General features: G+C 42.1%; 22 protein-coding genes. 14 read left to right on the forward strand and 8 right to left on the reverse strand.

Annotated elements, in window-relative coordinates; translation table 11 throughout:
• Positions 1-217: 217 nt before the first annotated feature.
• Together ABWV72_RS19490 and ABWV72_RS19495 are read left to right on the forward strand one after the other, a co-directional pair.
• Positions 218-487: a hypothetical protein gene (locus ABWV72_RS19490; RefSeq protein ID WP_353372539.1), complete on the forward strand. Its 270-nt coding sequence runs from the start codon at positions 218-220 to the stop codon at positions 485-487.
• A 379-nt stretch (positions 488-866) separates the two neighbouring features.
• The gene (locus ABWV72_RS19495) at positions 867-1847 is read left to right on the forward strand and encodes an MBL fold metallo-hydrolase (RefSeq protein WP_353372541.1); all 981 of its coding nucleotides are present in this window, start codon (positions 867-869) and stop codon (positions 1845-1847) included.
• A gap of 97 nt (positions 1848-1944) precedes the next feature.
• Here ABWV72_RS19495 and ABWV72_RS19500 read toward each other — a convergent pair whose 3' ends face one another.
• Together ABWV72_RS19500 and ABWV72_RS19505 are read right to left on the reverse strand one after the other, a co-directional pair.
• Complete coding sequence (locus ABWV72_RS19500; protein ID WP_353372543.1) at positions 1945-3108, reverse strand: multidrug effflux MFS transporter; 1164 nt, start codon at positions 3106-3108, stop codon at positions 1945-1947.
• On the reverse strand, positions 3105-3869 hold the full coding sequence (locus tag ABWV72_RS19505; protein ID WP_353372545.1) for a siderophore-interacting protein: 765 nt from the start codon (positions 3867-3869) through the stop codon (positions 3105-3107). Before ABWV72_RS19505 ends, ABWV72_RS19500 begins: the two co-directional genes overlap by 4 nt.
• Positions 3870-3998: 129 nt before the next feature.
• Between ABWV72_RS19505 and ABWV72_RS19510 the strand changes: the two genes are divergently transcribed.
• The gene (locus tag ABWV72_RS19510; protein ID WP_353372547.1) at positions 3999-4430 is read left to right on the forward strand and encodes a MarR family winged helix-turn-helix transcriptional regulator; all 432 of its coding nucleotides are present in this window, start codon (positions 3999-4001) and stop codon (positions 4428-4430) included.
• Positions 4431-4493: 63 nt separating this feature from the next.
• On the opposite strand, the gene pobA is transcribed toward ABWV72_RS19510, so the two are convergent.
• Positions 4494-5702 (reverse strand): 4-hydroxybenzoate 3-monooxygenase, encoded by a 1209-nt coding sequence (gene pobA, locus ABWV72_RS19515; RefSeq protein WP_353372549.1) that lies wholly within the window; start codon positions 5700-5702, stop codon positions 4494-4496.
• Between the two features lie 139 nt (positions 5703-5841).
• Here pobA and ABWV72_RS19520 point away from each other — a divergent pair, with 139 nt between their 5' ends.
• Entirely contained in the window at positions 5842-6723 is an 882-nt protein-coding gene (locus ABWV72_RS19520; RefSeq protein ID WP_353372551.1) for a helix-turn-helix domain-containing protein, read from the forward strand.
• Between the two features lie 24 nt (positions 6724-6747).
• On the opposite strand, the gene ABWV72_RS19525 is transcribed toward ABWV72_RS19520, so the two are convergent.
• Entirely contained in the window at positions 6748-7941 is a 1194-nt protein-coding gene (locus ABWV72_RS19525; RefSeq protein WP_353372553.1) for a LysR family transcriptional regulator, read from the reverse strand.
• A gap of 130 nt (positions 7942-8071) precedes the next feature.
• Between ABWV72_RS19525 and ABWV72_RS19530 the strand changes: the two genes are divergently transcribed.
• The 10 genes from ABWV72_RS19530 (at position 8072) to ABWV72_RS19575 (ending at position 17707) form a co-directional block, all read left to right on the forward strand.
• Entirely contained in the window at positions 8072-8758 is a 687-nt protein-coding gene (locus tag ABWV72_RS19530) for a 4-carboxy-4-hydroxy-2-oxoadipate aldolase/oxaloacetate decarboxylase (protein ID WP_348493354.1), read from the forward strand.
• 3 nt (positions 8759-8761) lie between these two features.
• Complete coding sequence (locus ABWV72_RS19535) at positions 8762-9847, forward strand: 4-oxalomesaconate tautomerase (protein ID WP_353372555.1); 1086 nt, start codon at positions 8762-8764, stop codon at positions 9845-9847.
• A gap of 35 nt (positions 9848-9882) precedes the next feature.
• Positions 9883-10902, forward strand: coding sequence for an amidohydrolase family protein (locus ABWV72_RS19540; RefSeq protein ID WP_353372557.1), 1020 nt, complete (start codon positions 9883-9885; stop codon positions 10900-10902).
• Positions 10899-11792 (forward strand): amidohydrolase family protein, encoded by an 894-nt coding sequence (locus ABWV72_RS19545; RefSeq protein ID WP_353372559.1) that lies wholly within the window; start codon positions 10899-10901, stop codon positions 11790-11792. Before ABWV72_RS19540 ends, ABWV72_RS19545 begins: the two co-directional genes overlap by 4 nt.
• Before the next feature lie 24 nt (positions 11793-11816).
• On the forward strand, positions 11817-12203 hold the full coding sequence (gene ligA / locus ABWV72_RS19550) for a protocatechuate 4,5-dioxygenase subunit alpha (RefSeq protein ID WP_353372561.1): 387 nt from the start codon (positions 11817-11819) through the stop codon (positions 12201-12203).
• A gap of 1 nt (position 12204) precedes the next feature.
• Positions 12205-13047 (forward strand): class III extradiol dioxygenase subunit beta, encoded by an 843-nt coding sequence (locus ABWV72_RS19555; protein ID WP_353372563.1) that lies wholly within the window; start codon positions 12205-12207, stop codon positions 13045-13047.
• A 61-nt stretch (positions 13048-13108) separates the two neighbouring features.
• Entirely contained in the window at positions 13109-14053 is a 945-nt protein-coding gene (locus ABWV72_RS19560) for a Gfo/Idh/MocA family oxidoreductase (RefSeq protein WP_353372565.1), read from the forward strand.
• A gap of 24 nt (positions 14054-14077) precedes the next feature.
• Positions 14078-15064 carry an aldo/keto reductase gene (locus tag ABWV72_RS19565; RefSeq protein ID WP_353372567.1) on the forward strand — a complete coding sequence of 329 codons (987 nt, stop codon included), beginning with the start codon at positions 14078-14080 and terminating at the stop codon, positions 15062-15064.
• A gap of 100 nt (positions 15065-15164) precedes the next feature.
• On the forward strand, positions 15165-16805 hold the full coding sequence (gene pckA, locus ABWV72_RS19570) for a phosphoenolpyruvate carboxykinase (ATP) (protein ID WP_353372569.1): 1641 nt from the start codon (positions 15165-15167) through the stop codon (positions 16803-16805).
• Between the two features lie 146 nt (positions 16806-16951).
• A complete protein-coding gene (locus ABWV72_RS19575) occupies positions 16952-17707 on the forward strand; it encodes a sulfite exporter TauE/SafE family protein (RefSeq protein ID WP_502902154.1) in 756 nt (251 codons plus the stop codon).
• Positions 17708-17916: 209 nt separating this feature from the next.
• Here the strand turns inward: ABWV72_RS19575 and ABWV72_RS19580 are convergent, their stop codons facing one another.
• The 4 genes from ABWV72_RS19580 to ABWV72_RS19595 form a co-directional block, all read right to left on the reverse strand.
• A complete protein-coding gene (locus ABWV72_RS19580) occupies positions 17917-19203 on the reverse strand; it encodes a C-glycoside deglycosidase beta subunit domain-containing protein (RefSeq protein ID WP_353372573.1) in 1287 nt (428 codons plus the stop codon).
• 233 nt (positions 19204-19436) lie between these two features.
• Positions 19437-20627, reverse strand: a complete 1191-nt coding sequence (locus ABWV72_RS19585; protein WP_353372575.1) for an MFS transporter — start codon at positions 20625-20627, stop codon at positions 19437-19439.
• A 105-nt stretch (positions 20628-20732) separates the two neighbouring features.
• The gene (locus tag ABWV72_RS19590) at positions 20733-22418 is read right to left on the reverse strand and encodes a GMC oxidoreductase (protein WP_353372577.1); all 1686 of its coding nucleotides are present in this window, start codon (positions 22416-22418) and stop codon (positions 20733-20735) included.
• A 4-nt stretch (positions 22419-22422) separates the two neighbouring features.
• Positions 22423-22989, reverse strand: coding sequence for a gluconate 2-dehydrogenase subunit 3 family protein (locus ABWV72_RS19595; protein ID WP_353372579.1), 567 nt, complete (start codon positions 22987-22989; stop codon positions 22423-22425).
• Positions 22990-23072 lie beyond the last annotated feature (83 nt).

The following is a 23072-nucleotide window of genomic DNA, read 5'->3' on the forward strand; positions in this document are numbered from 1 at the left end:
CTCAACTCAACACATTCTAGTTTAAATTCGGCTGTATACTTCTTCATCTTTACCTCGTTGGTTTTTGATATCATACCTCAAACAAAGTGTTTTGAATAATTAGACCATTACACTGGAAAGTTACGATTGTTCAGGGAAGAGTTTACTCTACTCTCCTGATTTCGGAGCTAATTTAGCAATAAATCATATTATTGACATTGACGACTACAGTCTATCTTTGACTGCACAAGCATCACGCCGTTCAGAGCAAGCCACTAATTTTATGTTCGTAGATTCAACTAACTCTGATTCTTATGTAACGTTGGACTTTGATGCTACGCTCGCTTCCGGTAATGACACTTTTGATTGGACATTATCTTTGTTCGTTCGTAATGCAACTGATGAGGTATATGTTGCAAACTCAAATGTTAATAACCGTGGGTTAACTTACGTAGTCCATAATCCACCGCGTACCTTTGGGCTTCGTTTCAGTACAGAGTTTTTTTAGGAAAGGCATAATAGCACTAAAGTAGATGCCTAAACGCTTATTGTTAATCGGCTCGCCCGTTACCGTGGCGAGCGAGAATTCGGTTTTATCCATGTTGAAGATGGATTTACCTAAAGTAATGTGACTGATAATGCTTCACTTGCGCTGGTTTTTAAATACTGGTGATAAGACGATAAATAGGTTAGTACGCTAATTACCAGACGAGCCCATTGCTGCAAATTGTTAGCTTGGTCCGAGCAAAAACGTCTGGTTCTACTTACGAACCCACTCGTACTTACTTACGGGAGAAGTGTTAATAAACTGTCAGTAGCACTATTGTGAAATTAATGGTGCTTTTGTCAAATTAAAATATATCTAAAAGTAAAATAGGAACAACTGTATGAGATTGCCAAAAATAATCACCAGTTTAATTAGCTTAAGTATAGTTAGCTATGCTTTCGCTGGTGCGCCTAGTACCAAAAATGAATGGATAACCTTAGGCACAATGGCCGGTCCTATCCCAAATGCAGCTCACTCACAACCAGCAAATGCTTTGTTGGTTAATGGCAAAACCTATTTAGTCGATGCGGGCGACGGTACCGCTGGGCAGTTAGCTAAGGCTGGTTTGAATATTAAAAAGGTTGATGCAATTTTTTTAAGCCATCTTCATTTTGACCACACTGGCGGACTACCTGCTATTTTAAGTTTACGCTGGCAAACTGAAACTAAAAGTGAATTAACTATTTACGGGCCTCCGGGCACAAAACAAACCGTGGATGGGATATTTGCTTATATGACCTATGGAACATTAGGTCACTATGGTGTGCCAGGACAAGAGGCTGCACCACCAAATAGAAACGTCAAAGTGGTAGAAATAGTTGATGGATCAGTCCTTGATTTTGATGGTTTTAAACTCAGCGTTATCCGCAATACTCATTACAGCTGGCCAAAGGACAGTGAGGAGTACAATAAATTTCAAGCCCTATCATTTAAGTTCGAATTGCCTGACTATAGCGTTGTGTATACCGGTGATACTGGGCCGAGTGAAGCTGTTGAACTGCTCTCACAGAACGTTGATCTATTGATCACTGAAATGATGGATGTTGAACATACAGTAAATTTGGTCAAGCGCATGAACCCGATGATGCCACCCAAAGCTCTTGGCCACATGAAGCAACATTTGTCTAAACATCATTTAGTTCCCTCTGATGTGGGTCAATTAGCCACCAAGGCTAAAGTCAAAAAATTAGTGGTAACACACATGGCACCAGGATTAGTGGAACCTGACGAATACGAGCACTATACAAATGAGGTTGCAGAATTTTATAAAGGTGACATCACAATAGCAAACGATCTTGACCGTTTCTTATTGCACAGATAATGACATGCTAACTTAATATAAAACTGCCAGATTATCGGGTTGTTGAAACGCGACGATCTGACAGTTTTACTCTCCTAACGAATATTTTTGTTAAATACTATTTGCGCCAAATTACAACTATATATCCTAGCGAACAAAACAACTGCACTAGTACAATGTATACCAAACTTTCTGGCAACAAAGTCGAAATACCTGAAATTATTCCTGCAATTGAGAATTTAGTAGCACCTAGTAATGCAGCTGCAGTTCCACTATTTTGTTGGAAATAATCCATATAACAACTTTGGATGTTAGGTGAAACAGCACCTAACACACCAATCGCAATTATCATTGGTATGGCAAACAACCAAAGCGGTGCATCTAAGCAACCCATAATTATTAATATTAAAAGAGCAATACTTTGGATGGTAAGACCCCAGCGTAAAATGTCAATTGTAGGGAAATAATTGAGTAAGCGCCGATTGCTTAAATTAACGATTAACATCATCACCACATTGGCACTAAGCAGAGCAGAAAATTGCACTGGGCTAACGTTAAAATGCTGTTGATAAATAAATGAAGCGTGAGTGAGAAATAATATCAACACCGAAAATGCGAGCGATCCAATGAGAATAAAACGGATCGCTTGTCGGTTAGATATGACATCACTGTATCGACGCCAGGTGCTAACTCGCGTTTTAATGACATTTGGCTCTTTATGTTTAAAAACAATTCTTTTTACCGTTACTAAAGTAATTACTGAATACAAACAAAGAAAAGCAAAAATAAAACGCCAGTCTAAAAAGGCAATGATACTGCTGCCTAAAATTGGAGAGATTGCAGGGGCACAGACCATTAATAAGCCAATTAGACTGAAAAATTTAGCTGCTTCATTACCTGCTAATCGATCTCGAACCAAAGCAGGAACCGTTACTACAGCCCAACCACCCCCAAAGGCTTGCATAGCTCTTAAAAATAAAAACATAGGTTGTGAGTTGGTAATAGCGAGTAGAAGGCTGCTAGCAGCGAAAATAAACATGCCAATAAGCATCACTTTCTGTCTGCCGACCCGATCGGATAGAGGACCACCACTAAGTTGGCCAAATGCCAAAACGAATACGTAAACCGCGACACTTTTTGCAACATCATGTACTGAAATATCAAGACTTGACGCAATTAAAGGGAAAGCCGGTAAGTAGGTATCTAACGCAAGAGGCACTAATGCCATCGTCATTGCTAATACCGCAGCTACGCCAGCATGGGTGGTGTTCGGTTGACTCAAAGTGGATTTCGCTTTTTATCTGCACCAAAGCGGTCTGCGTCCATGCCTTTTTTCCAATACCCTGTGGCATGCATGTTTAGCCTGTCAAAATTGAGATCATGTAACAGTAAGCTTTTGACCTCTCTTAATTGGCGCGCTTCTAGCCCAATAAAAACCTGAGTATTTTTCGCCATATTAAGCGCGTTTTTATTTACTACATCAAGCAATGACTCTTGGTCTTCATCTTCCACGTGCCATAGAACGTTAAGATGATCTCCCGCATCCATTTCGATAATGTCATCGGCGGTTGGCACTGTGACAATGGCCGTAAGTGCAGCCTCTGGTGGAATAAATTTTGCGTAACCATTTACAGCATTAACTGCTGTGATATCGCCAATTAAAAGATAACTGTTAGCAGTAAAGTTGGTCAGTTTGCGCTCTCCAGGCCCACCAATTCCCAAATAGTCCCCTACTTTGGCATTCTGAGCCCAATTCGTTGCAGGGCCTTGATGACGATTGACTACAAAGTCTAATGTCAAACGTTTGTTCAACGAGTCAAACTCGCGAATGGTATAAGAGCGTTTAATTGCATCTTGCTTATTGTGGTCGGTTACAGGTGAGCCATCAGCTAAAAATATCGCTTTTACGTGCACACCATCTTGTCCCTCAGGGAAATCGTGTAAATCATTTCCGCTAAGTACAAATCGTTTCAGATGAGGCGTTAAATCCTCAATTGATGCAACTTGAGTTGAACGAAATTTTCTTTTTGCTATTTGATTCAAAATGAGTCTTACCTATTATTTTCTAGTACAAAACAGCTCGAAACTGTTACTCTTGGTTGATAAAGTCAATTATATTAACAAGTATAAAGACATGGTTGATATTGTCAACCATTTATTGGTGGAGTAAAGATGGATTTACGTGAAAGTATTTTTGGATTGGCGCAAGCTTATCGAACGCACATAAAAGATGCTGTGAATGCAAATGAGTTAGGGCTAAATGGAATGCATGTTCGATGTCTACATACTATTGCAAAGCTACCGCAATGCACTGCAAATACTATCGTTCAACAGCTAGGTAAGGATAAAGCGCAAATCGCACGTTTAATCAAAGATATGATTGCCAAAGGATGGCTCGAAAAAAAATCGAGTGAGCAGGACAAGCGTAGTCAAATCCTTACCTTATCTAAAAGTGGCGCTCAATTGCAGCAACAACTCAGTCATCTCGAAAAAAATCTGGAAGAAAGTATTACTGCAGGTTTGACAACTCAAGAGGTGGAAGACTTTCAACGAGTCTCAACCAAGATGTTGGCTAATTTGGCAGCGCATACTTGGAACGAGTAATTTATTGATGATTAAGCTGCAATAATGCTTAATCATCAGGTTAATATTGCAAAGTTTAATGTGTTAAATTTTTTCGTAAGGCATACCTACATATTGCGTTGCCATTACTTTTTGTCCGGCTTCGTCATTTAAAAAGAAACTGAGCTCAGATTGCATGAAACGATCGAACATTTTCCTTTCCGTAATATCGACATTATCGTCATTAAAGTCATGCAACATGTTAGACATCCACCATGAAAATCGTTCAGCATGCCAAACTCGACGCAAGGCGATTTCTGAATAACGATAAACGGCTTCTTTATCACCATCGTTATAGACCTTGCTCAGTAAACGGTACAAAGTTGATACATCTGAAGCAGCTAGATTAAGCCCCTTTGCTCCTGTTGGAGGAACAATGTGTGCAGCATCACCTACCAGAAATAAGTTTCCAAATTGCATAGGTTCGCAAACAAAACTGCGTAGTGGAGCAATGCTTTTCTCGATGCTAGCGCCGGTGACTAATTTTTCAGCCGCGTCTGTAGGTAATCGTTTTTTCAACTCGTCCCAAAAACGTGCGTCACTCCAATCTTCAACTTTGTCGGTTGAAGGCACTTGCAAATAATATCGTGAACGGACAGCTGAGCGTCGACTAGCTAGCGCAAAACCACGCTCCGTTTTGCAATAAATGAGCTCTTCGGCAACAGGCGGAGTGTCGCTTAATACTCCTAACCATCCAAATGGGAATACCCGCTCAAATTCATTGCGTTTGTTTTCGGGAATGGTTTTGCGCGAAACGCCATGGAAACCATCACAACCAGCGATAAAGTCGCACTTCAGCGTAAATTCTTTTCCATCTTGGCTAAAAGTGACACTAGGAGCGTTAGAATCTACATTGTGTAAGGCCACATCGTTTGAACTGTAGTAGGTTAAAAGTCCTTTTTTTTCACGAGCTTCCATTAAATCGCGGGTGACCTCGGTTTGCCCGTAACACATCACGGTTCTACCACCTGTTAATGCTTTTATATCAATTCTATAGCGCTTGTCATAATATGCTATTTCAAAGCCGTCGTGAGGTTCGCCTTCTTCATCCATTCTCTGGCTAACCTCTGCTTCATGTAATAAATCGACCAAACCTTGTTCAAGAATACCTGCTCTAATACGACCTAAAACATATTCGCCGGAAACCCGTTCAATTACAATATTATCTATACCTTGCTTGGCTAGTAATTGACCTAAAAGTAGTCCTGATGGACCGGCTCCAATAATTGCAACTTGGGTTTTAATAAATTGCATATATGACACTCTTTGATTGCTAATTGTGTTGTTATTTTGCGCTTTTACAAAGAATGAAGTAATTCACAACTCAATCAATGTATTGTACTTTTGCGTCAAGTTAACTTATTGTTAGTATGCGCCATAAGCAGGAGAATAAATGTCAGAACAAATTCCATTTTATGATCTTTATGGTGAATCCTTTGTAAAATCTGAGCCAGGGTTGGTTCATCTTGAAGATGTTGCATATAGAAGTGATGGCTTAGGTTGGGAAATTGAGCCCCATAGGCATAACCGATTGGCACAGGTTATATGTACTTTTAATGATTCTTGGACTGTGTATTTAGATGAAAAAACCTTTCATTTAAAGGGAAATTGGCTTGTACTTATTCCGACCGGTGTAGTCCATGGATTTAAATTTGAACCTGATACCAAGGGTTATGTGCTATCAATTAGCAAGGACTTTCTGGTGGATAAAAGAGGGGCGGATTCAACGTCGAAACTCACTAGTTTAATTTGGACACCACAAGTTATTGAATTTCGTGATCAACAACAAATTCAACGTTTTATTGATTACATGCAATTGCTAAAAGTGGAACTTAAAAGTACAGAGCCTGATAAAGAAACCGCTGTGAATAATATTTTGCAATTGGTTTTATTAACGGTTGGTAGACAACAGCATCTTCAAGCATTAAATAATAGCCCAGTTGGCAGAGAGTCAAAGATACTATTGGCTTTTCGGAATCTTATTGAAAACCAATACCAGCAACACTTGTCGGTTTCAGATTACGCGAAACAACTCCATATTTCGGTATCGACCTTAAATCGTCTTTGTCAGTCACAACTGCGAGAATCGCCAAAAGCTATCATTCATCAACGCTTAGTTAGTGAGGCAAAGCGAAGACTAATTTATACGCGGCAAAGTGTCGAAGATATTTCCTATACATTGGGGTTCAAAGATCCAGGTTATTTTAGTCGATTCTTCAAACAATGCGTGGGTAAAAGTGCTAGTGAGTTCCGAAAAAATAGCGCAATATCTTAATGAATTAAAAATGAGAATTATCTGTTACTCGTCGGCTGTACGTTCTCCGATAATATTTATAAGACGCTGTTGAATGAGTGTTGGTTTCCAGTTTTTACGAGTAGATAGGCCAATTTGTCTGTTTGTGCCGTGTAGCGGCATAGGACACACGGCAAGCAAACCACTTTTAACTTCAACATCAACTTGCCGAGCAGGCAATAATGCCGCGCGTTCGCTACTCAGTAAAATTCCACGAATAGTAACCAAACCACTACATTCGATTAATTGTGAGGGGGGATCTATGCCGCGACTTTTAAACAAATCGCTAAAGACTTGGCGAGCTGGAGCTCCATGACTTGGTGCTACCCATTTTAGTGCCTGCAATTCAGCATTACTGATCTGTTTGCGTTTTGCTAGTGGATGCTGCGCTTTCACCACAATACTCAATTGATCGTCAAACAGACGGTGCTGCACTATTTCCTCATGGGGAATGGGATAGCGCAAGGCACCTACTATCATGTCTAGTTGTCCATGGAGTAGGGCATGTAACTGCTCTTCATAAGGACCGTCAATGACACACACTTGCACATCTGGAAATTCGTTTACCAGTTGCAGCACACACTGCGGCACGATCTCTGTTCTTGCTAACGGCAAGCTACCAATATTTATTGATCCATCCATCCGGCCTGCTTGCTCGCCAATTTCAACTATGCCTTGATGTAATTCGGCAAAGAATAAGCTGGTGTATCGTCTTAATTGACGAGCGCGCCAGTTAGGCTCGACGCCATTGGGGGTGCGAGTGAATAATGTTTGTTCGCAAAGGTTTTCAAGATCTTTAATAGAGCGGTGCAGAGTTGGCTGGGTTAAGTGCATGCGGGTTGCAGCCGCCGTGTAGCTTTCGAGCTCAGCAATATTTATCAGTGCGTTAAGTTGACGAATCGTAACTGAACGAACAAATGAGTGTCGTTTTCCTTTGTCATTAGAAAACAAGGTGTTTGCAAAATCTTGAAGATGTTGAAAAGCCCGTTCTACTCGCAGTAAAAAGCGCTCCCCGCATGCTGTAGGAAACATGCCGGAATGGGTTCGGATAAATAGCGATTCACCCAACGATGATTCAAGTTTGTTGATACCTTGAGTTAATGCAGATTGCGATAAATGGATAGACTTTGCTGCAACACTAAGTTTGCCGGATTGTTTTATTTCTAATGCGCAAAGTAGGTGTCTAAGGTTGTAATTCATGGCTTTGAGTTTTAAGTGAATAATTGATTATAGAAAAAACTAATGCTAATTGACAGCTTTCTAAACAGCTATTTTGGTTTCAGGTGTGCATAATCGATTCTCTAGATTATTTGAGTAGAAGGTTTTTACTATGGCAATTTGTGTAACTGATATTCCTCGTCCTGACAAATCCACTGTTGCTAAATATAAAGGTGCCGAAGTAGCTACAGTTCACGAAGCGCAAGGGCGTAAAGGGCTATTGGCTGAATATATGAAACCGATATATAAACCAGCCAAAATTGCTGGCCCTGCGGTTACCTGTGAAGTTGCACCTTGCGATAACTGGATGATTCATGTGGCTGTAGAGCAGTGTCAGCCCGGTGATGTGTTAGTTGTAAAACCTACTAGTCCAAGTGTAGATGGTTTTTTCGGTGACTTACTTGCAACGTCTCTGAAAGCCCGCGGTGTTGTAGGTTTGATTATTGAGGGTGGAGTGAGAGATACAGCTACACTTACGGAAATGAATTTCCCAGTATGGTCCAAAGCCATTTTTTCACAGGGCTGCGTAAAAGAAACGATTGCTAATGTAAATGTTCCAATAACCTGTGCGGGCGCTTACATACGTCCTGGAGATATGGTTGTTGCTGACGAAGATGGTGTTGTAGTAGTTAAACGCGAAGAAACCGATGATGTTTGGAGTAAAGTGGAGCAGCGAGTTGCCAATGAAGAATCGAAACGTGTACGTTTCGAAAATGGTGAATTAGGCTTAGATATTTACAATATGCGTGAAAGATTGGCCGAAAAAGGTCTTAAATACGTTAAGTATGACGAGCAATAAGCCATGTTGAAGGGAATTCCTTGTTACATAATGCGTGGTGGCACATCTAAAGGACTTTATTTTTTAGAGGATGATTTACCCACGGATGTACAACTGAGAAATACCTTATTGCTGTCGATTATGGGATCGCCTGATGAACGTCAAATAAATGGATTGGGTGGCGCCCATCCACTGACAAGTAAAGTGGCGATTGTCAGTAAATCCAGTCGTAAAGATGCTGATGTTGATTATTTGTTTTTGCAAGTTGTGGTAGATAAAGCGGAAGTAAGTGACGCACAGAATTGTGGAAATATTCTGGCTGGAGTCGGGGCGTTTGCTTTGGAAAAAGGCTTGATACCTAGCCAAAACGAGCAAACAGATGTGCGCATTCATATGCTTAATACTGGCTCAAATGCAGTGGCAAGAATTCAAACTCCGAATAAACAGGTTAATTATGAAGGTACTGCGACTATCGACGGTGTACCAGGCACTGCTGCGCCTATATTAATCGACTTTTTGGATGTGGCGGGCTCTAGTTGTGGTCGACTTTTCCCCACCGGAAATGCACAAGATACTATTTTGGATGTTCCGGTTACCTGTATCGACAATGGTATGCCAGTGGTGTTATTGAATGCCTCTTCATTTGCTTTAAAAGGGGACGAATCGCCTGCTGAATTGGAAGCCAATACGGATTTAAAACAAAAGATTGAAGCCATTCGGTTAGAAGCTGGAAAACTGATGAATTTAGGTGATGTGACTAACAAGACTGTCCCTAAAATGAGTTTAATATCGCCCGCATTAAAAGGCGGCCTAGTTAACACGCGCACCTTTATTCCCCATCGCGTACATGAAGCCATCGGTGTGCTTGGTTCTGTTAGTGTCGCTACCGCGTGTGTTTTACAAGGCACGGTGGCCAACCAAATTATAAAACAATCCTTTAGTGACGGCTGCATGAACATTGAAGTCGAACACCCAACTGGTCAGTTTATTGTCGAGATGGATGTGACCGGAACGGATAATTTTGAAAACTTTACGGTAAATCGTGCAGCATTATTACGTACTGCGCGATTATTGATGCGTGGCGAAGCCATGGTATCGGCTAGCGAATAAAACGAAACCTTCGATTAGGTTAAAGAGGAGATAAAATGATTATTGATTGCCATGGGCACTATACTACCGCACCTGAACCTTTACAGTTATTCCGCGAAGCCCAGATTAAAGCTTATAAAGATGGTCATGCGTTACCCGATGTACCCTACATTAGTGATGAACAGATTCAAGAAAGTATCGAAAAAAATCAATTAAAATTGTTACTTGAACGTGGCTCTGACATGACCATCTTTTCCCCTCGCGCATCTGCAATGGCACACCATGTTGGTGATGAAGCCGTGTCAAAGCAATGGACTAGTGCCTGTAATGACTTGATCAATCGAGTTGTTGATTTATATCCCAAGCAGTTTATTGGGGTTTGTCAGTTGCCTCAGTCTGTTGGTGTACCCATTAAAAACTCAGTAGAAGAATTAGAGCGCTGTGTTAAAGAATTAGGCTTTGTAGGTTGTAACTTAAATCCTGATCCATCCGGCGGGCATTGGACATCTGCGCCGTTAACAGACCCCAGTTGGTATCCCTTTTATGAGAAAATGGTAGAACTAGATGTACCAGCCATGATCCACGTTTCGGGTTCTTGTAATCCAAACTTCCATGCCACAGGTGCCCATTATATGAATGCGGATACCACAGCCTTTATGCAATTCTTAGAAGGGAATTTGTTTAAAGATTTTCCAGATTTACGTTTTATTATTCCACATGGTGGGGGAGCGGTACCTTATCACTGGGGACGTTATCGCGGTTTAGCAGACATGTTAAAACAACCACCGTTAACTGAACATGTAATGAAAAATGTGTATTTTGACACCTGTGTTTATCATCAACCAGGTATTGATTTATTGTTTGAAGTTATTGATATTGAGAATATTCTATTTGGATCTGAAATGATTGGCGCTGTGCGCGGAATCGATCCGCAAACAGGCCATTATTTCGACGACACCAAACGCTACGTTGATGGTTTGAACTTGTCTGATGAAGACCGCGCTAAAGTGTATTCCGGCAATGCACGTCGTGTTTATCCCGGTTTGGATAAAAAACTTAAGGGGATGGGCCTGTGAGTAAGTTCGTAGCAGATGCAGATTGGTTGCATTGGCATCAATCACCATCAAAACCTCAGTTTATTTTGCCTAACGGTGCGGTAGATGCCCATTGTCATGTGTTTGGCCCTGGTGAGCAATTCCCTTTCGCGCCCGAGCGCAAATACACACCTTGTGATGCATCTAAAGATCAATTGTGGGCATTACGAGACTACCTAGGTTTTAGTCGAAATGTCATTGTGCAAGCTACCTGTCACGGCGCAGATAATCGTGCGTTGGTTGATGCGCTTAACGCGTCAAAGGGACTCGCTCGTGGTGTCGCCACCGTGAAAGAAAGTGTAACAGATGCAGAACTAGAGGCGCTACATGCTGCAGGAGTTCGAGGCGTACGCTTTAATTTTGTCAAACGTTTAGTCGATGCATTACCGTTTGATTCATTGGGCAAAATCGCTAACCGCATCAAGGATCTTGGTTGGCATATTGTAATTTATTTTGAATCTCAGGAACTCCCCGAACTGTATGACTTTTTCACGGCGCTACCAACAACAGTCGTGATTGATCACATGGGACGACCTGATGTGAGCAAGCCTGTTGATGGCGACCAGTTCAAATTATTTTTAAAGTTGATGGCAGAGAACGAAAATTTTTGGTCGAAAGTGAGTTGTCCTGAACGTATTTCAATTGATGGGCCAGATAAAGGTTATCGTGATGTTGTGCCGTTCGCTCGCAAAGTTGTTGAATCGTTCCCTGATCGTGTTCTGTGGGGGACGGACTGGCCACACCCGAATATGAAAAGTCATATGCCAGATGACGGTAAACTGGTAGATATGTTGCCACTGATTGCACCATCAGAAGAATTTCAACGAAAACTGCTAATTGATAATCCTACCCGCTTGTATTGGGCGGATTAATAAAACGGTTTTAAGGAATAAAAAATGTCATTGAATAAACCTTATAGAGAAATCCCAGGTACCACAGTATTTGATGCTGAAATGGCCAGTGCCGGATTTCATTTGAATCAATTTTGTATGTCATTAATGAAAGCTGAAAATCGGGCAATGTTTAGCGCTGATGAAAAAGCTTATCTTGACCAATGGCCGATGACTGAAACGCAGAAATCAGCGGTGTTAGCCCGAGATTACAACGCGATGTTGGCCGCTGGTGGAAATATTTATTTTCTTGCAAAAATATTTTCTAGTGACGGACTGAGCTTTCAATTCGCTGCGGCAACCATGACTGGTATGAGTCAGCCTGACTACGCGCAAATGATGTTGGCAGGTGGTCGTAGTCCTGAAAATAATATTGTGAAGAAGGATAAATAAAATGGCAAAAATTACTGCTGGCGTAGCCACGTCACATGTTCCAGCAATTGGTGCAGCAATCGATAATGGCAAAACAACAGACCCTTATTGGCAACCGCTTTTTGCCGGTTATGATTTTGCTAAAGAATGGATAAAAGAGCAAAAGCCTGACGTGGTGATTTTAGTTTATAACGATCATGCTACAGCATTTGATTTAAACCTTGTGCCTACTTTCGCTATCGCTTGTGGTGAGGAGTTTGCGCCAGCTGATGAAGGCTGGGGACCACGTCCTGTGCCAAACGTTAAAGGGCATCCGCTGCTTGCTTCGCATATTGCGCAATCAGTTATTCAAGATGACTTCGATCTGACTGTGGTAAATACCATTGATGTTGACCATGGATTAACGGTGCCACTGTCATTGATGTTTGGTCAACCAGAAAATTGGCCTTGTAAAGTTATTCCTGTAGCCGTGAATGTGGTTTTGTATCCTGCTCCATCCGGACAGCGTTGTTATAACCTTGGTCAAGCAATTCGCAAGGCCGTGGAAAGTTTTGATGAAGACCTCAATGTGCAAATTTGGGGTACTGGCGGAATGAGTCATCAATTGCAAGGTCCTCGTGCAGGACTGATAAATCAAGAGTTTGACAACAACTTCTTAGATCGCATCGTGGATAGTCCTGAAGAGTTGGCAAAAATTCCTCATTTCGATTATTTAAATGAAGCTGGATCTGAGGGCATTGAATTGGTGATGTGGTTAATTATGCGTGGTGCGTTAAATAATGACGTTGAACTTAAAAAGCGTTTTTATCATGTACCAGCGTCGAATACAGCGGTAGGTCATTTAGTCCTAGAAAACAAAGATTAGGATTGGAGCTGAATTCCAATTAATAAATAATTGAAATCAATCCCTAAAATAGGAGATTAAAATGAAAGTAATTATAGTTGGTCCAGGTGCGTTTGGTATAAAGCATTTAGATGGTATTAAAAATATTGATGGCGTTGATGTTGTCGCCTTAGTCGGTCGTTCTCTGGAAAAAACGCAACAAGTGGCTAATGAGTATGGTATCCCACAGGTGTTTACTGATTTGGAAGAGGCGTTAAAAATTGAAGCTGACGCCGTGATTTTGTGTACGCCAACTCAACAGCATGCGACGCAATCTATACAATGTATGAAAGCGGGTAAACATGTGCAGGTAGAGATTCCTTTAGCTGATAGCTGGGCCGATTCCGAAGAGGTTGTTAAAGTGCAACGAGAAACTGGTCTCACATGCATGGTTGGGCATACGCGCAGATTCAATCCGTCTCATCAATGGGTGCATCAAAAAATTACCGCAGGTGAATTAAATATTCAACAAATGGATGTTCAAACTTACTTCTTCCGACGTAAAAATATAAATGCCAAAGGGGAAGCGCGTTCTTGGACTGATCACCTGTTATGGCATCATGCAGCACATACGGTTGATTTGTTTGCTTATCAATCAGGCTGTAAGGTGGTTAAGGCAAACGCTATTCAAGGGCCAATTCATCCAGAGTTGGGGATCGCACTAGATATGTCGATTCAATTATTGGCAGAAAATGGCGCTATATGTACGCTTTCTTTATCATTCAATAATGATGGTCCATTAGGCACATTCTTCCGTTATATCTGTGATAATGGCACTTACATCGCTCGTTATGATGATTTGGTCAATGGCAAAGAAGAAGCCATCGATGTATCGAATGTTGCAGTGTCGATGAACGGTATCGAATTGCAAGACAGAGAGTTTTTCACTGCCATAAAAGAAGGGCGGGAACCAAATTCTAGCGTTGGTCAGGTGCTTGGTTGTTATAAAGTACTACATGATTTGGAACAGCAACTTAACGCTCAATAAAAAAATTGGAGTGAGATAAGCCAGATGAAACAACGAACTATTGCAGGAAACTGGGTTTCTGAAATCGGTCTAGGCTGCATGAACTTGAGTCATGCTTATGGCACTCCGCCATCAGAGCAGGATGGGATTTCGCTGTTAGAAAAAGCGTTGGACTTGGGTGTGACTCATTTCGATACTGCCGCTTTATATGGTTTTGGCAAAAATGAAGAATTGGTCGGGAAGCTTTTAAAAAGTCATCGTGATCGCATTTTTCTTGCCAGCAAATGTGGCATGCGGGGTGTGGATGGTAAGCGGGTAATAGATGGCCGTCCAGAAACCTTAAGAGCAACTATTGAACAATCGTTATTGAGTTTGCAAACAGATGTCATCGACCTCTATTACCTTCATCGTTGGGACAAAAACGTACCCATTGAAGAAAGTGTTGGAGAACTTTCTCGAATGGTTGAAGAAGGTAAAATTAAGTCTATTGGTTTATCGGAAGTTTCTGCCAAAACTCTTCGAGCAGCACATTTAGTGCATCCTATTGCGGCGTTGCAAACCGAATACTCTCTATGGACCCGGAATCCTGAAATTGCATGTTTGGATACCTGCAAGGAACTAGGCACGGCTTTTGTGGCGTTTTCGCCATTAGCGCGCGGTTTCCTGAGTGGCGACATAACCGATCCTAATGGTTTTGTGGACAAAGATATTCGCAAAGGAATGCCACGCTTCCAGCCCGAAAATATTCGCAAAAACTTAAAGCTCATTGAGCAAATGCGCAACGTGGCTAACGAGTTGGACTGTACGCTTTCTCAGCTAAGTTTAGCTTGGTTGTTGCATCAGGGCCCGCATGTTCTGCCCATACCAGGCACTACTAAAACTACACATCTACAAGATAACATCCGAGCAAGTGCCATTAAATTAAATGACCTTCAAATTAAGAAACTAGATACAGTATTTGAGCATAAAAATATCAGCGGTTCGCGATATCCTGCGGCTACACAAAATGAAATTGATACCGAAGAGTTTTAAACAACGAGTTTACCCGAAGCAAAATTTGCTATTTCACACCTATAAAAATAATAAAAACCAAAACTTACCCTGTACCCAACTACATAAGGACACTATCGATATGAGTGCTTTACAAAAATCATTAGGGAAAAGTGACGAAGCCATTATTGATTTGTCTAGTTTAGGCATTAGCAATACCACTGAGATCATTTATAACCCAAGCTTTGAGCAATTATTTATTGAAGAAACCGCCCCTGAGTTAAGCGGTTTTGAAAAAGGCCATATTACTGAGCTTGGTGCCATTGCGGTGGATACAGGCATCTTTACCGGTCGTTCACCCAAAGATAAATATATCGTCAAGGACGCCACCACCCGCGATACCATTTGGTGGTCTGATCAAGGTAAAAATGACAATAAAGCCATGTCACCCGCTACTTGGTCTTACCTAAAAGACTTAGTTACTACTCAGTTGTCAGGCAAACGCCTGTTTGTGGTTGATGCTTATTGTGGTGCCAATGCAGATACACGTTTAAGTGTGCGTTTTGTGACTGAAGTGGCGTGGCAAGCCCACTTTGTGATAAACATGTTTATCCGCCCCAATGATGCAGAACTTGCGACGTTTAAACCAGATTTTGTGGTGATGAATGGAGCCAAAGTTGTTAATGATAAATGGCAAGAACAAGGTTTAAATTCAGAAAATTTCATTGCCTTTAACCTCAGTGAGAAAGTGCAGATTATTGGTGGTACTTGGTACGGTGGAGAGATGAAAAAAGGCATGTTCTCCATGATGAACTACTTTTTACCCCTCAAAGGCATAGCCTCAATGCATTGTAGTGCCAACGTCGGGGAAAAAGGGGATGTGGCTATCTTTTTTGGTTTATCAGGTACAGGCAAAACCACCTTATCCACTGATCCTAAACGTGAGCTAATTGGTGATGATGAACATGGTTGGGATGATAACGGCATCTTTAACTTTGAAGGCGGTTGTTACGCTAAAACCATTAACCTTAGCCAAGCCAGTGAACCTGATATCTACCAAGCCATTCGCCGTGATGCCTTATTGGAAAACGTTGTGGTTAATGCTAGCGGTAAAATTGATTTTGATGATAATTCAAAAACCGAAAATACCCGGGTGTCTTATCCCATTGAGCACATCCACAATATTGTTAAACCCATTTCTCGTGCTAGCCACGCCAATAAAGTTATCTTTTTAACTGCCGATGCGTTTGGCGTATTACCGCCAGTGGCTAAGCTCACACCTGAACAAGCTGAGTACTATTTCTTATCGGGCTTTACCGCAAAATTGGCTGGAACAGAGCGGGGTATTACTAAACCATCCCCCACATTTTCTAGTTGCTTTGGTGCGGCGTTTTTAAGTTTACACCCTACTAAATACGCTGAAGTACTGCGTAAACGCATGCAAGCTTCCAACGCCCAAGCCTACTTGGTTAATACCGGTTGGAATGGCACAGGCAAACGTATTTCCATTAAGGATACTCGCGCTATTATTGACGCCATATTGGATGATTCTATCGAACATCATCCAACCAGTATTTTGCCGATCTTTAATCTGCTAATACCAAACTCCATTGCTGGTGTGGATGGCAAGATACTCGACCCGCGCAACACCTATGGCAGTGTTGATGAGTGGCACGGTAAAGCCCGAGATCTTGCTGATCAGTTTATTAAAAACTTTGTTAAGTTTACCGATGTGCAAAACGGTGCTGCCCTGGTGGCTGTGGGGCCACAACTAGCAACTTGATAAGCTCAAACTAGGTCTTTTGGGATCGTCTTAGCTTCAGTCCATTCGAGGCTAAGACGCAATATACACATATTTTGTTGCCTACAATGCCAAACCTCGATTTGGCACTTTAGACACTACCTAGCTAAAAGATAATGCAAACCTTGATAGATATTTTAACTCACGACATGTTAGGCCCCATGATGGCAGCGGGTCTAATTGTGCTCGCAGGTTTGACTTCTTTTATTACCGCCGCCTTTGGGGCCGGAGGGGGCTTATTACTGTTGGTTGTGATGGCATCGGTCATGCCCATGTCAGCGGTTATCCCAGTACACGGCTTAGTGCAATTAGGCTCTAACGCCAACCGCATGTTGTTTACCCTCAAACATATTGATGTCAGCATGCTACTGTATTTTTCAGCAGGCGGAATAGTGGGCGCCTTATGTGCGTCACTTTTGGTCACCCAATTGCCTCTTGAACTGATGAAGCTGGTGGTAGGGATATTTGTACTTTATTTGCTCTGGGGTGCTACACCCTCCATTCGAGAAACCTCTAAGTCAGGCCGCGCCATAGCCGGCGCAATTACCAGCTTTTTATCCATGTTTGTGGGTGCCAGCGGCCCCATGGTCGGCAGTTATATGTATCTCAATGGTTATGAAAAACTGCGTTTTACCGCCACGTTTTCCAGCTGTATGACCTTTCAACATTGTTTAAAAGCCTTTGTGTATGCGGCCATTGGTTTTGCATTTTGGCAGTGGTTACCGTTAATAATAGCGATGATAACCAGTGGCGCAGTGGGCACTTGGGCGGGCATTAAGCTATTGAAAAAACTACCTGCAGAAAAATTTAAACTTATGTTTCGTATTATCTTAAGCCTGTTGTGTATGCAGTTGGTTTGGCAGGCAACAATTCAGTGGTTTTGATCTTCAACCGGTTAACTTAATTTCATCCAACCATAGGCTTTTTATGGCTTTAATTGACATATAGTCCGTCAGTTTACTCACAGATTCATGAATACTAGCGAGCGTATGGTATTCAATGCGATGGTTGGCTGTGATAAACATGAAGTTACCGCCACCAACCATGCACCACCTTTATATAAACCGAAAAAGTTATAAACCGAAAAAGCAGACTAAGGGAGTAAGTTTCTAATCAGAGCATGCTGACGACGTACTTGGTCTTTACCACGATATGGCTCTCTGCGGCCCTCGTATTCACTGGATAACCAACCTTGCCAATTGGCTTGTTTTAGGGTTTGCATAATGGGTGCCCAAGGTACGTGTAGGTCATGTAAGTTGTCATCAATCTCAAAAAACTTAGCCTGAATAAAATAAACATGCTGCATGATTTCTTTGAGGTCAGCCATGGGTACATTAAGTGGTTCAAGGAAGGGTGGACGCTTGCCATTTTTAATTTCTATGCCTTCATGGCCATCGTCTACTGGTGCAGTTTGGAAGATGCCAGTATCGATGAGCAACTTAAACTTGTCCGACTTAGTGTCTTCAATAAATCGAATGTATTCCTGCGTCACTTTGTGTTTGATTGGAGTTGGACTATGGATCTCAGGACAAATTACGATGCCAAGTTTTTCGGCCAAGTCCAACGAACCCAGTACGGAATCTTTCCATATTGGATGAGGGTCAAGTTGTAACGAGGTCACGCCAAATTTAGGTCTTACAGAAGTAAAACCCAGTTCTGAGGCTAAGGTAATGTCTTTTCTTAATTGTGCTGTACCTTCTTCAATTGTTAAGTCGCGGCTAAGCCACATTGCTGTGTCGACCCAAGCACCAAAGTTGGTGGGAGTTAATTTATATTTTGCTAATAAACGAAACCATTCATCTCTCCAAGCGCTGCTCGGATTTGGGTAATGAGGCACGTTGCCTTCACCTAATATTTCAATACCAGTAGCACCGATATCGGCAATATCAGCCATCACATCTTCTAAGGTCATGATGGTATACATATCACCAGAATAACTATAAGTTGACACCGCCAATTTGGGCCCATCGAACGCTCCATCTGAAACCAGCACGACTTTGGCTTTTTCTCTAAAGGGGGAGCGACTGAACTGCGCAGGAATATACGAACGACGAATGAATATACACACCGATAGTTCATGTACACCGGCTGGCAATCCGCCGGGCTTTGTAATGGTTATTGTAGCCACTTCATCTAGTGACCAACGCACGTCAGTGGTTTGGCGCAGTTCATCCAAGGTGTAGGTAATACCTTCGATTGTCCACAAGGCGGCGTCGAATGGATAATCAACACCGGCGATACTAATTTCGATGCCATCAATTAAACAAGCGGCAACACCGCGATAATTTGGGTTTCTAACTTGAAACTGAAAGCCGCTTACACTTCCATTTGCATGAGTATTTTTAAATCCGCGACCTTGAATTATCGATCTTTGTAACATACGACACCTATAGTTTAAATAATGTTAAAAAATTATGTTCTGAAGGTTAAGTCACAGTGAGGAATTAATAAAATTGAATGTTTTAATGTCAGGTATTCATCTTTTAGATAGCAAAATAATGGCACTGATAGTGTAAAAAAAAGAGGAGTTCAACGCGTGAACTCCCCTTTTTAAATAAGCTGTTTTAAATTTTTTATCTTAATTAAATATAAAATTCAATTGTTTACGTGATTTTATTGAGCGACTATGGGCGCCTTTAATAGCTTCGCAGACATTAACCAAGCAAACAGTGCAACACACAATATACCTACAATGAGCACGGCTGTTTGTGTTGATTGTGTGAAGTAAAATATGCCAGCAATAAAGAGTGGCGTAATAAAATTAGAAATAGTGTACAAGAACCACCAAATACCCGAATAAAGCCCACGTTGTGCAGCAGGAGCAATGGCAAGCACAAAGGTTATTGCAATGGTCAGCATCAAACCACCGCCCGCTTGTTGCACCACTAGCCCCACTGTCATTAAGGTTTTATCTGTAGCCAAGGCCATCATAATTAGACCAACACCCATCAGCGCCATGGCGATCGATAATACTTTGCCAAAGGACCAAGTCTTGATAAAACGCGATAAAAACGCGCCGGTTGGACTCCCTAAAATCAATCCAAAGGCTAACATTGTACCTACTGCTGCGGGTGAAGTTTCCCCAATATCTTGCAGTAAAAACGCTAATTTTACTGGTACTGTATAAAAAGCGATGGAGCCAGGAATGGCTATGCCAGCAATCACCAACATGGTTTTTAAAGGAGGGAATTTAACTTTCTCTTTTGGCGCGCTTTCAGAATTGCTTGATTGTTTTTTAGGTTCAAACAAAAACAATATGGCAGCGATAAATACGAAGAAGCTAAAACCATAAACAGCAAAGGTATTATGCCAATCTGATACACTGACATAGCCCGCCAAACCCATTAATAATGCGCCGAGTAGTGGCAGCGCCACATTCTGATAGGCAATCCATTTTTGCCGTTCATCACCACTAAAATATTGTGAAATGAGTACCATTGCCGCCGTCACTAAACCTGCTTCGGCCACTCCAACCAAAATCCGTGAAAAGAAAATCGCATAGAGCGAATCTAAAAACATGGGGGCAGCACCCATCACACCATAAAGCGCTAGCGAAAACACTAAGACTTTTTTGCCGCCAACACGGTTGGCTAGTACACCAGCAAAAGGCGAAAGCAAAGCCAACATCAAGGCTGGGGCAGTAAGTAGAAGTGGTACCAGAATTTCGGCATAGGGCTGACCGGCAAATTGCTTGAACATGACCCCCATAATGGGAGCCAGTAACACAGCGCCAAGCATGGCGAACAACGGCACTAACATCAGTACCAGACCTTGTTTAGTTCCAGCTTGTTGTGGATTATTCATTGTAAAGTACTTCCTATTGCTAATTGAGTATTGCCGTTACTGATGCCTAACAATGCCAACTTCTAAGGTATTAATATTTCAGTGCGCTTGTAAATTTGTTAGACGTTACAAAGCACCACTTTTCAATTGTTCAACCGCATACGCCACTGCACGAGCCGTCAATGCCATATAGGTTAACGATGGATTTTGTGAAGCTGAAGAAGCCATGGCAGCACCATCAGTGACAAAAAGGTTAGGCACATCATGAGCCTGATTGTATTTATTCAGCACAGAAGTTTTGGGATCTTTACCCATTCTGGCGCCGCCCATTTCATGCACCGCGGTACCACCAAAATTGGGTTGATCTGATGAAGCCACCACGTGACCCCCAATTAGCGCCAACATTTTCTTGGCTTCAGCTGCTGCATCGGCCAAAGCCGCACGTTCGTTATCACCATGCTTAAAAGCGATATGAACTTGCGGGATACCATATTGATCTTTTTTATCAGACAAAGTAATGCGATTGCTTTCTTGCGGAATAGACTCTGCAAACACGGTTAAGGCAAATACCCAAGGTCCCGGTTTTTTTAACTCATTTTTGTAGTCTTTGCCCAAACCAGCCATACGTTTTCCACGCACCCAAGTTTGTCTAAAAGCGCCGCCTTGATAACTATAACCGCGAGTAAAACCCAGTTTTTCTGCTTCTGGTTTAATATTTCTAAACCTCGCCACTACAATACCTGTCGGCCGGTTGCCATCGTAATAATGATCTTCAAAGCCTGGCACCACAGCCGCAGCCGCTAAAGTATTGGCGTGGTCCATAAAATATTTGCCCAGTACGCCACTAGAGTTGGCCAATCCATTGGGAAAGGTTGGACTTTGTGAACGTAATAACAAGGCCACAGAATTAACCGAGCCCGCGCATAAAAACACTAATCGAGCAGTGTATTTCTGGCGTTTATTTTGTTGTGTATGAATAACGTTGACGCTGCTAATGCGCTTCTTCTCTTCGTCATATTCTAATGTTTCGACTAAAGCATCATTCATTAAGGTTAAATTGCCCGTCGCCACAGCAGCAGGTAGGGTTGAACTTTGAGTCGAAAAATAAGCACCAAATGAACAGCCGCGCGCGCAGATAGAGCGATTTTGACAGAGGCTTCTGTCGCCGACCGCTTCGGATAAATTGGCTGTACGACCAATGGTTAAACGACGTTCTGGCATATGCTCTTGAAGTGCTTCACGCAGATTTTGCTCAATTAACATTAATGGCATGGGCTTTTGAAACTGACCATCAGGTAATTGTGCTAGGCCTTCTTTGGCGCCCGAAACACCAATAAATGATTCAACGTGGTCATACCAAGGGGCAACATCAGCGTAACGAATCGGCCAGTCAACGCCGTGGCCATCATTAAGATTCGATTCAAAATCAATGTCACTCCAGCGATAACATTGACGACCCCAAACAAGAGACCTTCCACCCGTTTGGTAGCTACGGCGCCATTGGAAAGGCTCAGTTTCGGTTGTTTGGTAGGGATTTTCTTTATCATTTACAAAATGATCAATGGAATATTCATCACCATAACGACCTTTACTTTGCACAGGGTATTGTTCGTTAAACATGGCCTGATCACCACTGCCCTTGAACGGCATGTCCCAAGGGTTTTTCCATTCATTGTGATAATCTTTTTTATGTTCAATTTGTTTTCCGCGTTCTAACAGCAATACTTTTAAACCTTTTTCGGTCAGTTCTTTTGCGGCCCAGCCGCCGGAAATACCGGAACCGATAACGATAGCATCATAATCGTACTTCATATTTTCATCCTAACGACACAGCGATCCAATCGCTTGACCAAGCTCTTGCTTGTTGGGGATCAACTTTGGTATCTGCCTGCATTTCACCGTGCACCAGTTTGTAACGCAGCTCCTGTGAGCCACCCACTTCGGTGGTGTAATAGCCGGTTAAGATCAACGACTTTAGCTTTTTCCAAAATCCGCTCATGTCTGTCTGAGTGGCACCACGTGCGAAAGCCAAATTATCAATGGGGCTTAAGGTACTAAGTTGTTGCTCATGGCTCAGAGTAGAGAACTGAGCGGCATGATTAAGCTTTTGAATAAAGTCTAATAATTGCTCATAAGTAACACCTTCAAGCTCATGACGAGAGGCTAGCAATAACCATTTCTGCACTTCGACAGACTTAGCGCCTAAAGTCTCAGTATCGGGTAAAACAAGGTCACATATACTCGCAAGTTCGGTATACAACATGCGGTCAGTGTCGCTTAACTCACTCAGTGGAGTGGCATTCACCACCTGCCATAAACTGCTAGACAGCGTCAAAACGGTGGCTGACATGCCAAGTTTTTGCAGGAAATCTCTTCTATCCATTAGTTTAAGCCTTTACATCTTTTATCAAGCAGAACGCAAGTGTTGGCGAGCATATCGAGCTACAAAACAACATAGCGTCAGCA

This window comes from Aliiglaciecola sp. NS0011-25, from assembly GCF_040370605.1.
Lineage (GTDB): Bacteria > Pseudomonadota > Gammaproteobacteria > Enterobacterales > Alteromonadaceae > Aliiglaciecola > Aliiglaciecola lipolytica_A.

Excerpts from the sequence above, each read along its gene's own strand:
- ABWV72_RS19495 (WP_353372541.1), top strand. The coding sequence starts at position 867 with ATGAGATTGCCAAAAATAATCACCAGTTTAATTAGCTTAAGTATAGTT.
- ABWV72_RS19510 (WP_353372547.1), top strand. The coding sequence starts at position 3,999 with ATGGATTTACGTGAAAGTATTTTTGGATTGGCGCAAGCTTATCGAACG.
- pobA (WP_353372549.1), bottom strand. The coding sequence starts at position 5,702 with ATGCAATTTATTAAAACCCAAGTTGCAATTATTGGAGCCGGTCCATCA.
- ABWV72_RS19520 (WP_353372551.1), top strand. The coding sequence starts at position 5,842 with ATGTCAGAACAAATTCCATTTTATGATCTTTATGGTGAATCCTTTGTA.
- ABWV72_RS19525 (WP_353372553.1), bottom strand. The coding sequence starts at position 7,941 with ATGAATTACAACCTTAGACACCTACTTTGCGCATTAGAAATAAAACAA.
- ABWV72_RS19530 (WP_348493354.1), top strand. The coding sequence starts at position 8,072 with ATGGCAATTTGTGTAACTGATATTCCTCGTCCTGACAAATCCACTGTT.
- ABWV72_RS19535 (WP_353372555.1), top strand. The coding sequence starts at position 8,762 with ATGTTGAAGGGAATTCCTTGTTACATAATGCGTGGTGGCACATCTAAA.
- ABWV72_RS19540 (WP_353372557.1), top strand. The coding sequence starts at position 9,883 with ATGATTATTGATTGCCATGGGCACTATACTACCGCACCTGAACCTTTA.
- ligA (WP_353372561.1), top strand. The coding sequence starts at position 11,817 with ATGTCATTGAATAAACCTTATAGAGAAATCCCAGGTACCACAGTATTT.
- ABWV72_RS19555 (WP_353372563.1), top strand. The coding sequence starts at position 12,205 with ATGGCAAAAATTACTGCTGGCGTAGCCACGTCACATGTTCCAGCAATT.
- ABWV72_RS19560 (WP_353372565.1), top strand. The coding sequence starts at position 13,109 with ATGAAAGTAATTATAGTTGGTCCAGGTGCGTTTGGTATAAAGCATTTA.
- ABWV72_RS19565 (WP_353372567.1), top strand. The coding sequence starts at position 14,078 with ATGAAACAACGAACTATTGCAGGAAACTGGGTTTCTGAAATCGGTCTA.
- pckA (WP_353372569.1), top strand. The coding sequence starts at position 15,165 with ATGAGTGCTTTACAAAAATCATTAGGGAAAAGTGACGAAGCCATTATT.
- ABWV72_RS19580 (WP_353372573.1), bottom strand. The coding sequence starts at position 19,203 with ATGTTACAAAGATCGATAATTCAAGGTCGCGGATTTAAAAATACTCAT.
- ABWV72_RS19585 (WP_353372575.1), bottom strand. The coding sequence starts at position 20,627 with ATGAATAATCCACAACAAGCTGGAACTAAACAAGGTCTGGTACTGATG.
- ABWV72_RS19590 (WP_353372577.1), bottom strand. The coding sequence starts at position 22,418 with ATGAAGTACGATTATGATGCTATCGTTATCGGTTCCGGTATTTCCGGC.
- ABWV72_RS19595 (WP_353372579.1), bottom strand. The coding sequence starts at position 22,989 with ATGGATAGAAGAGATTTCCTGCAAAAACTTGGCATGTCAGCCACCGTT.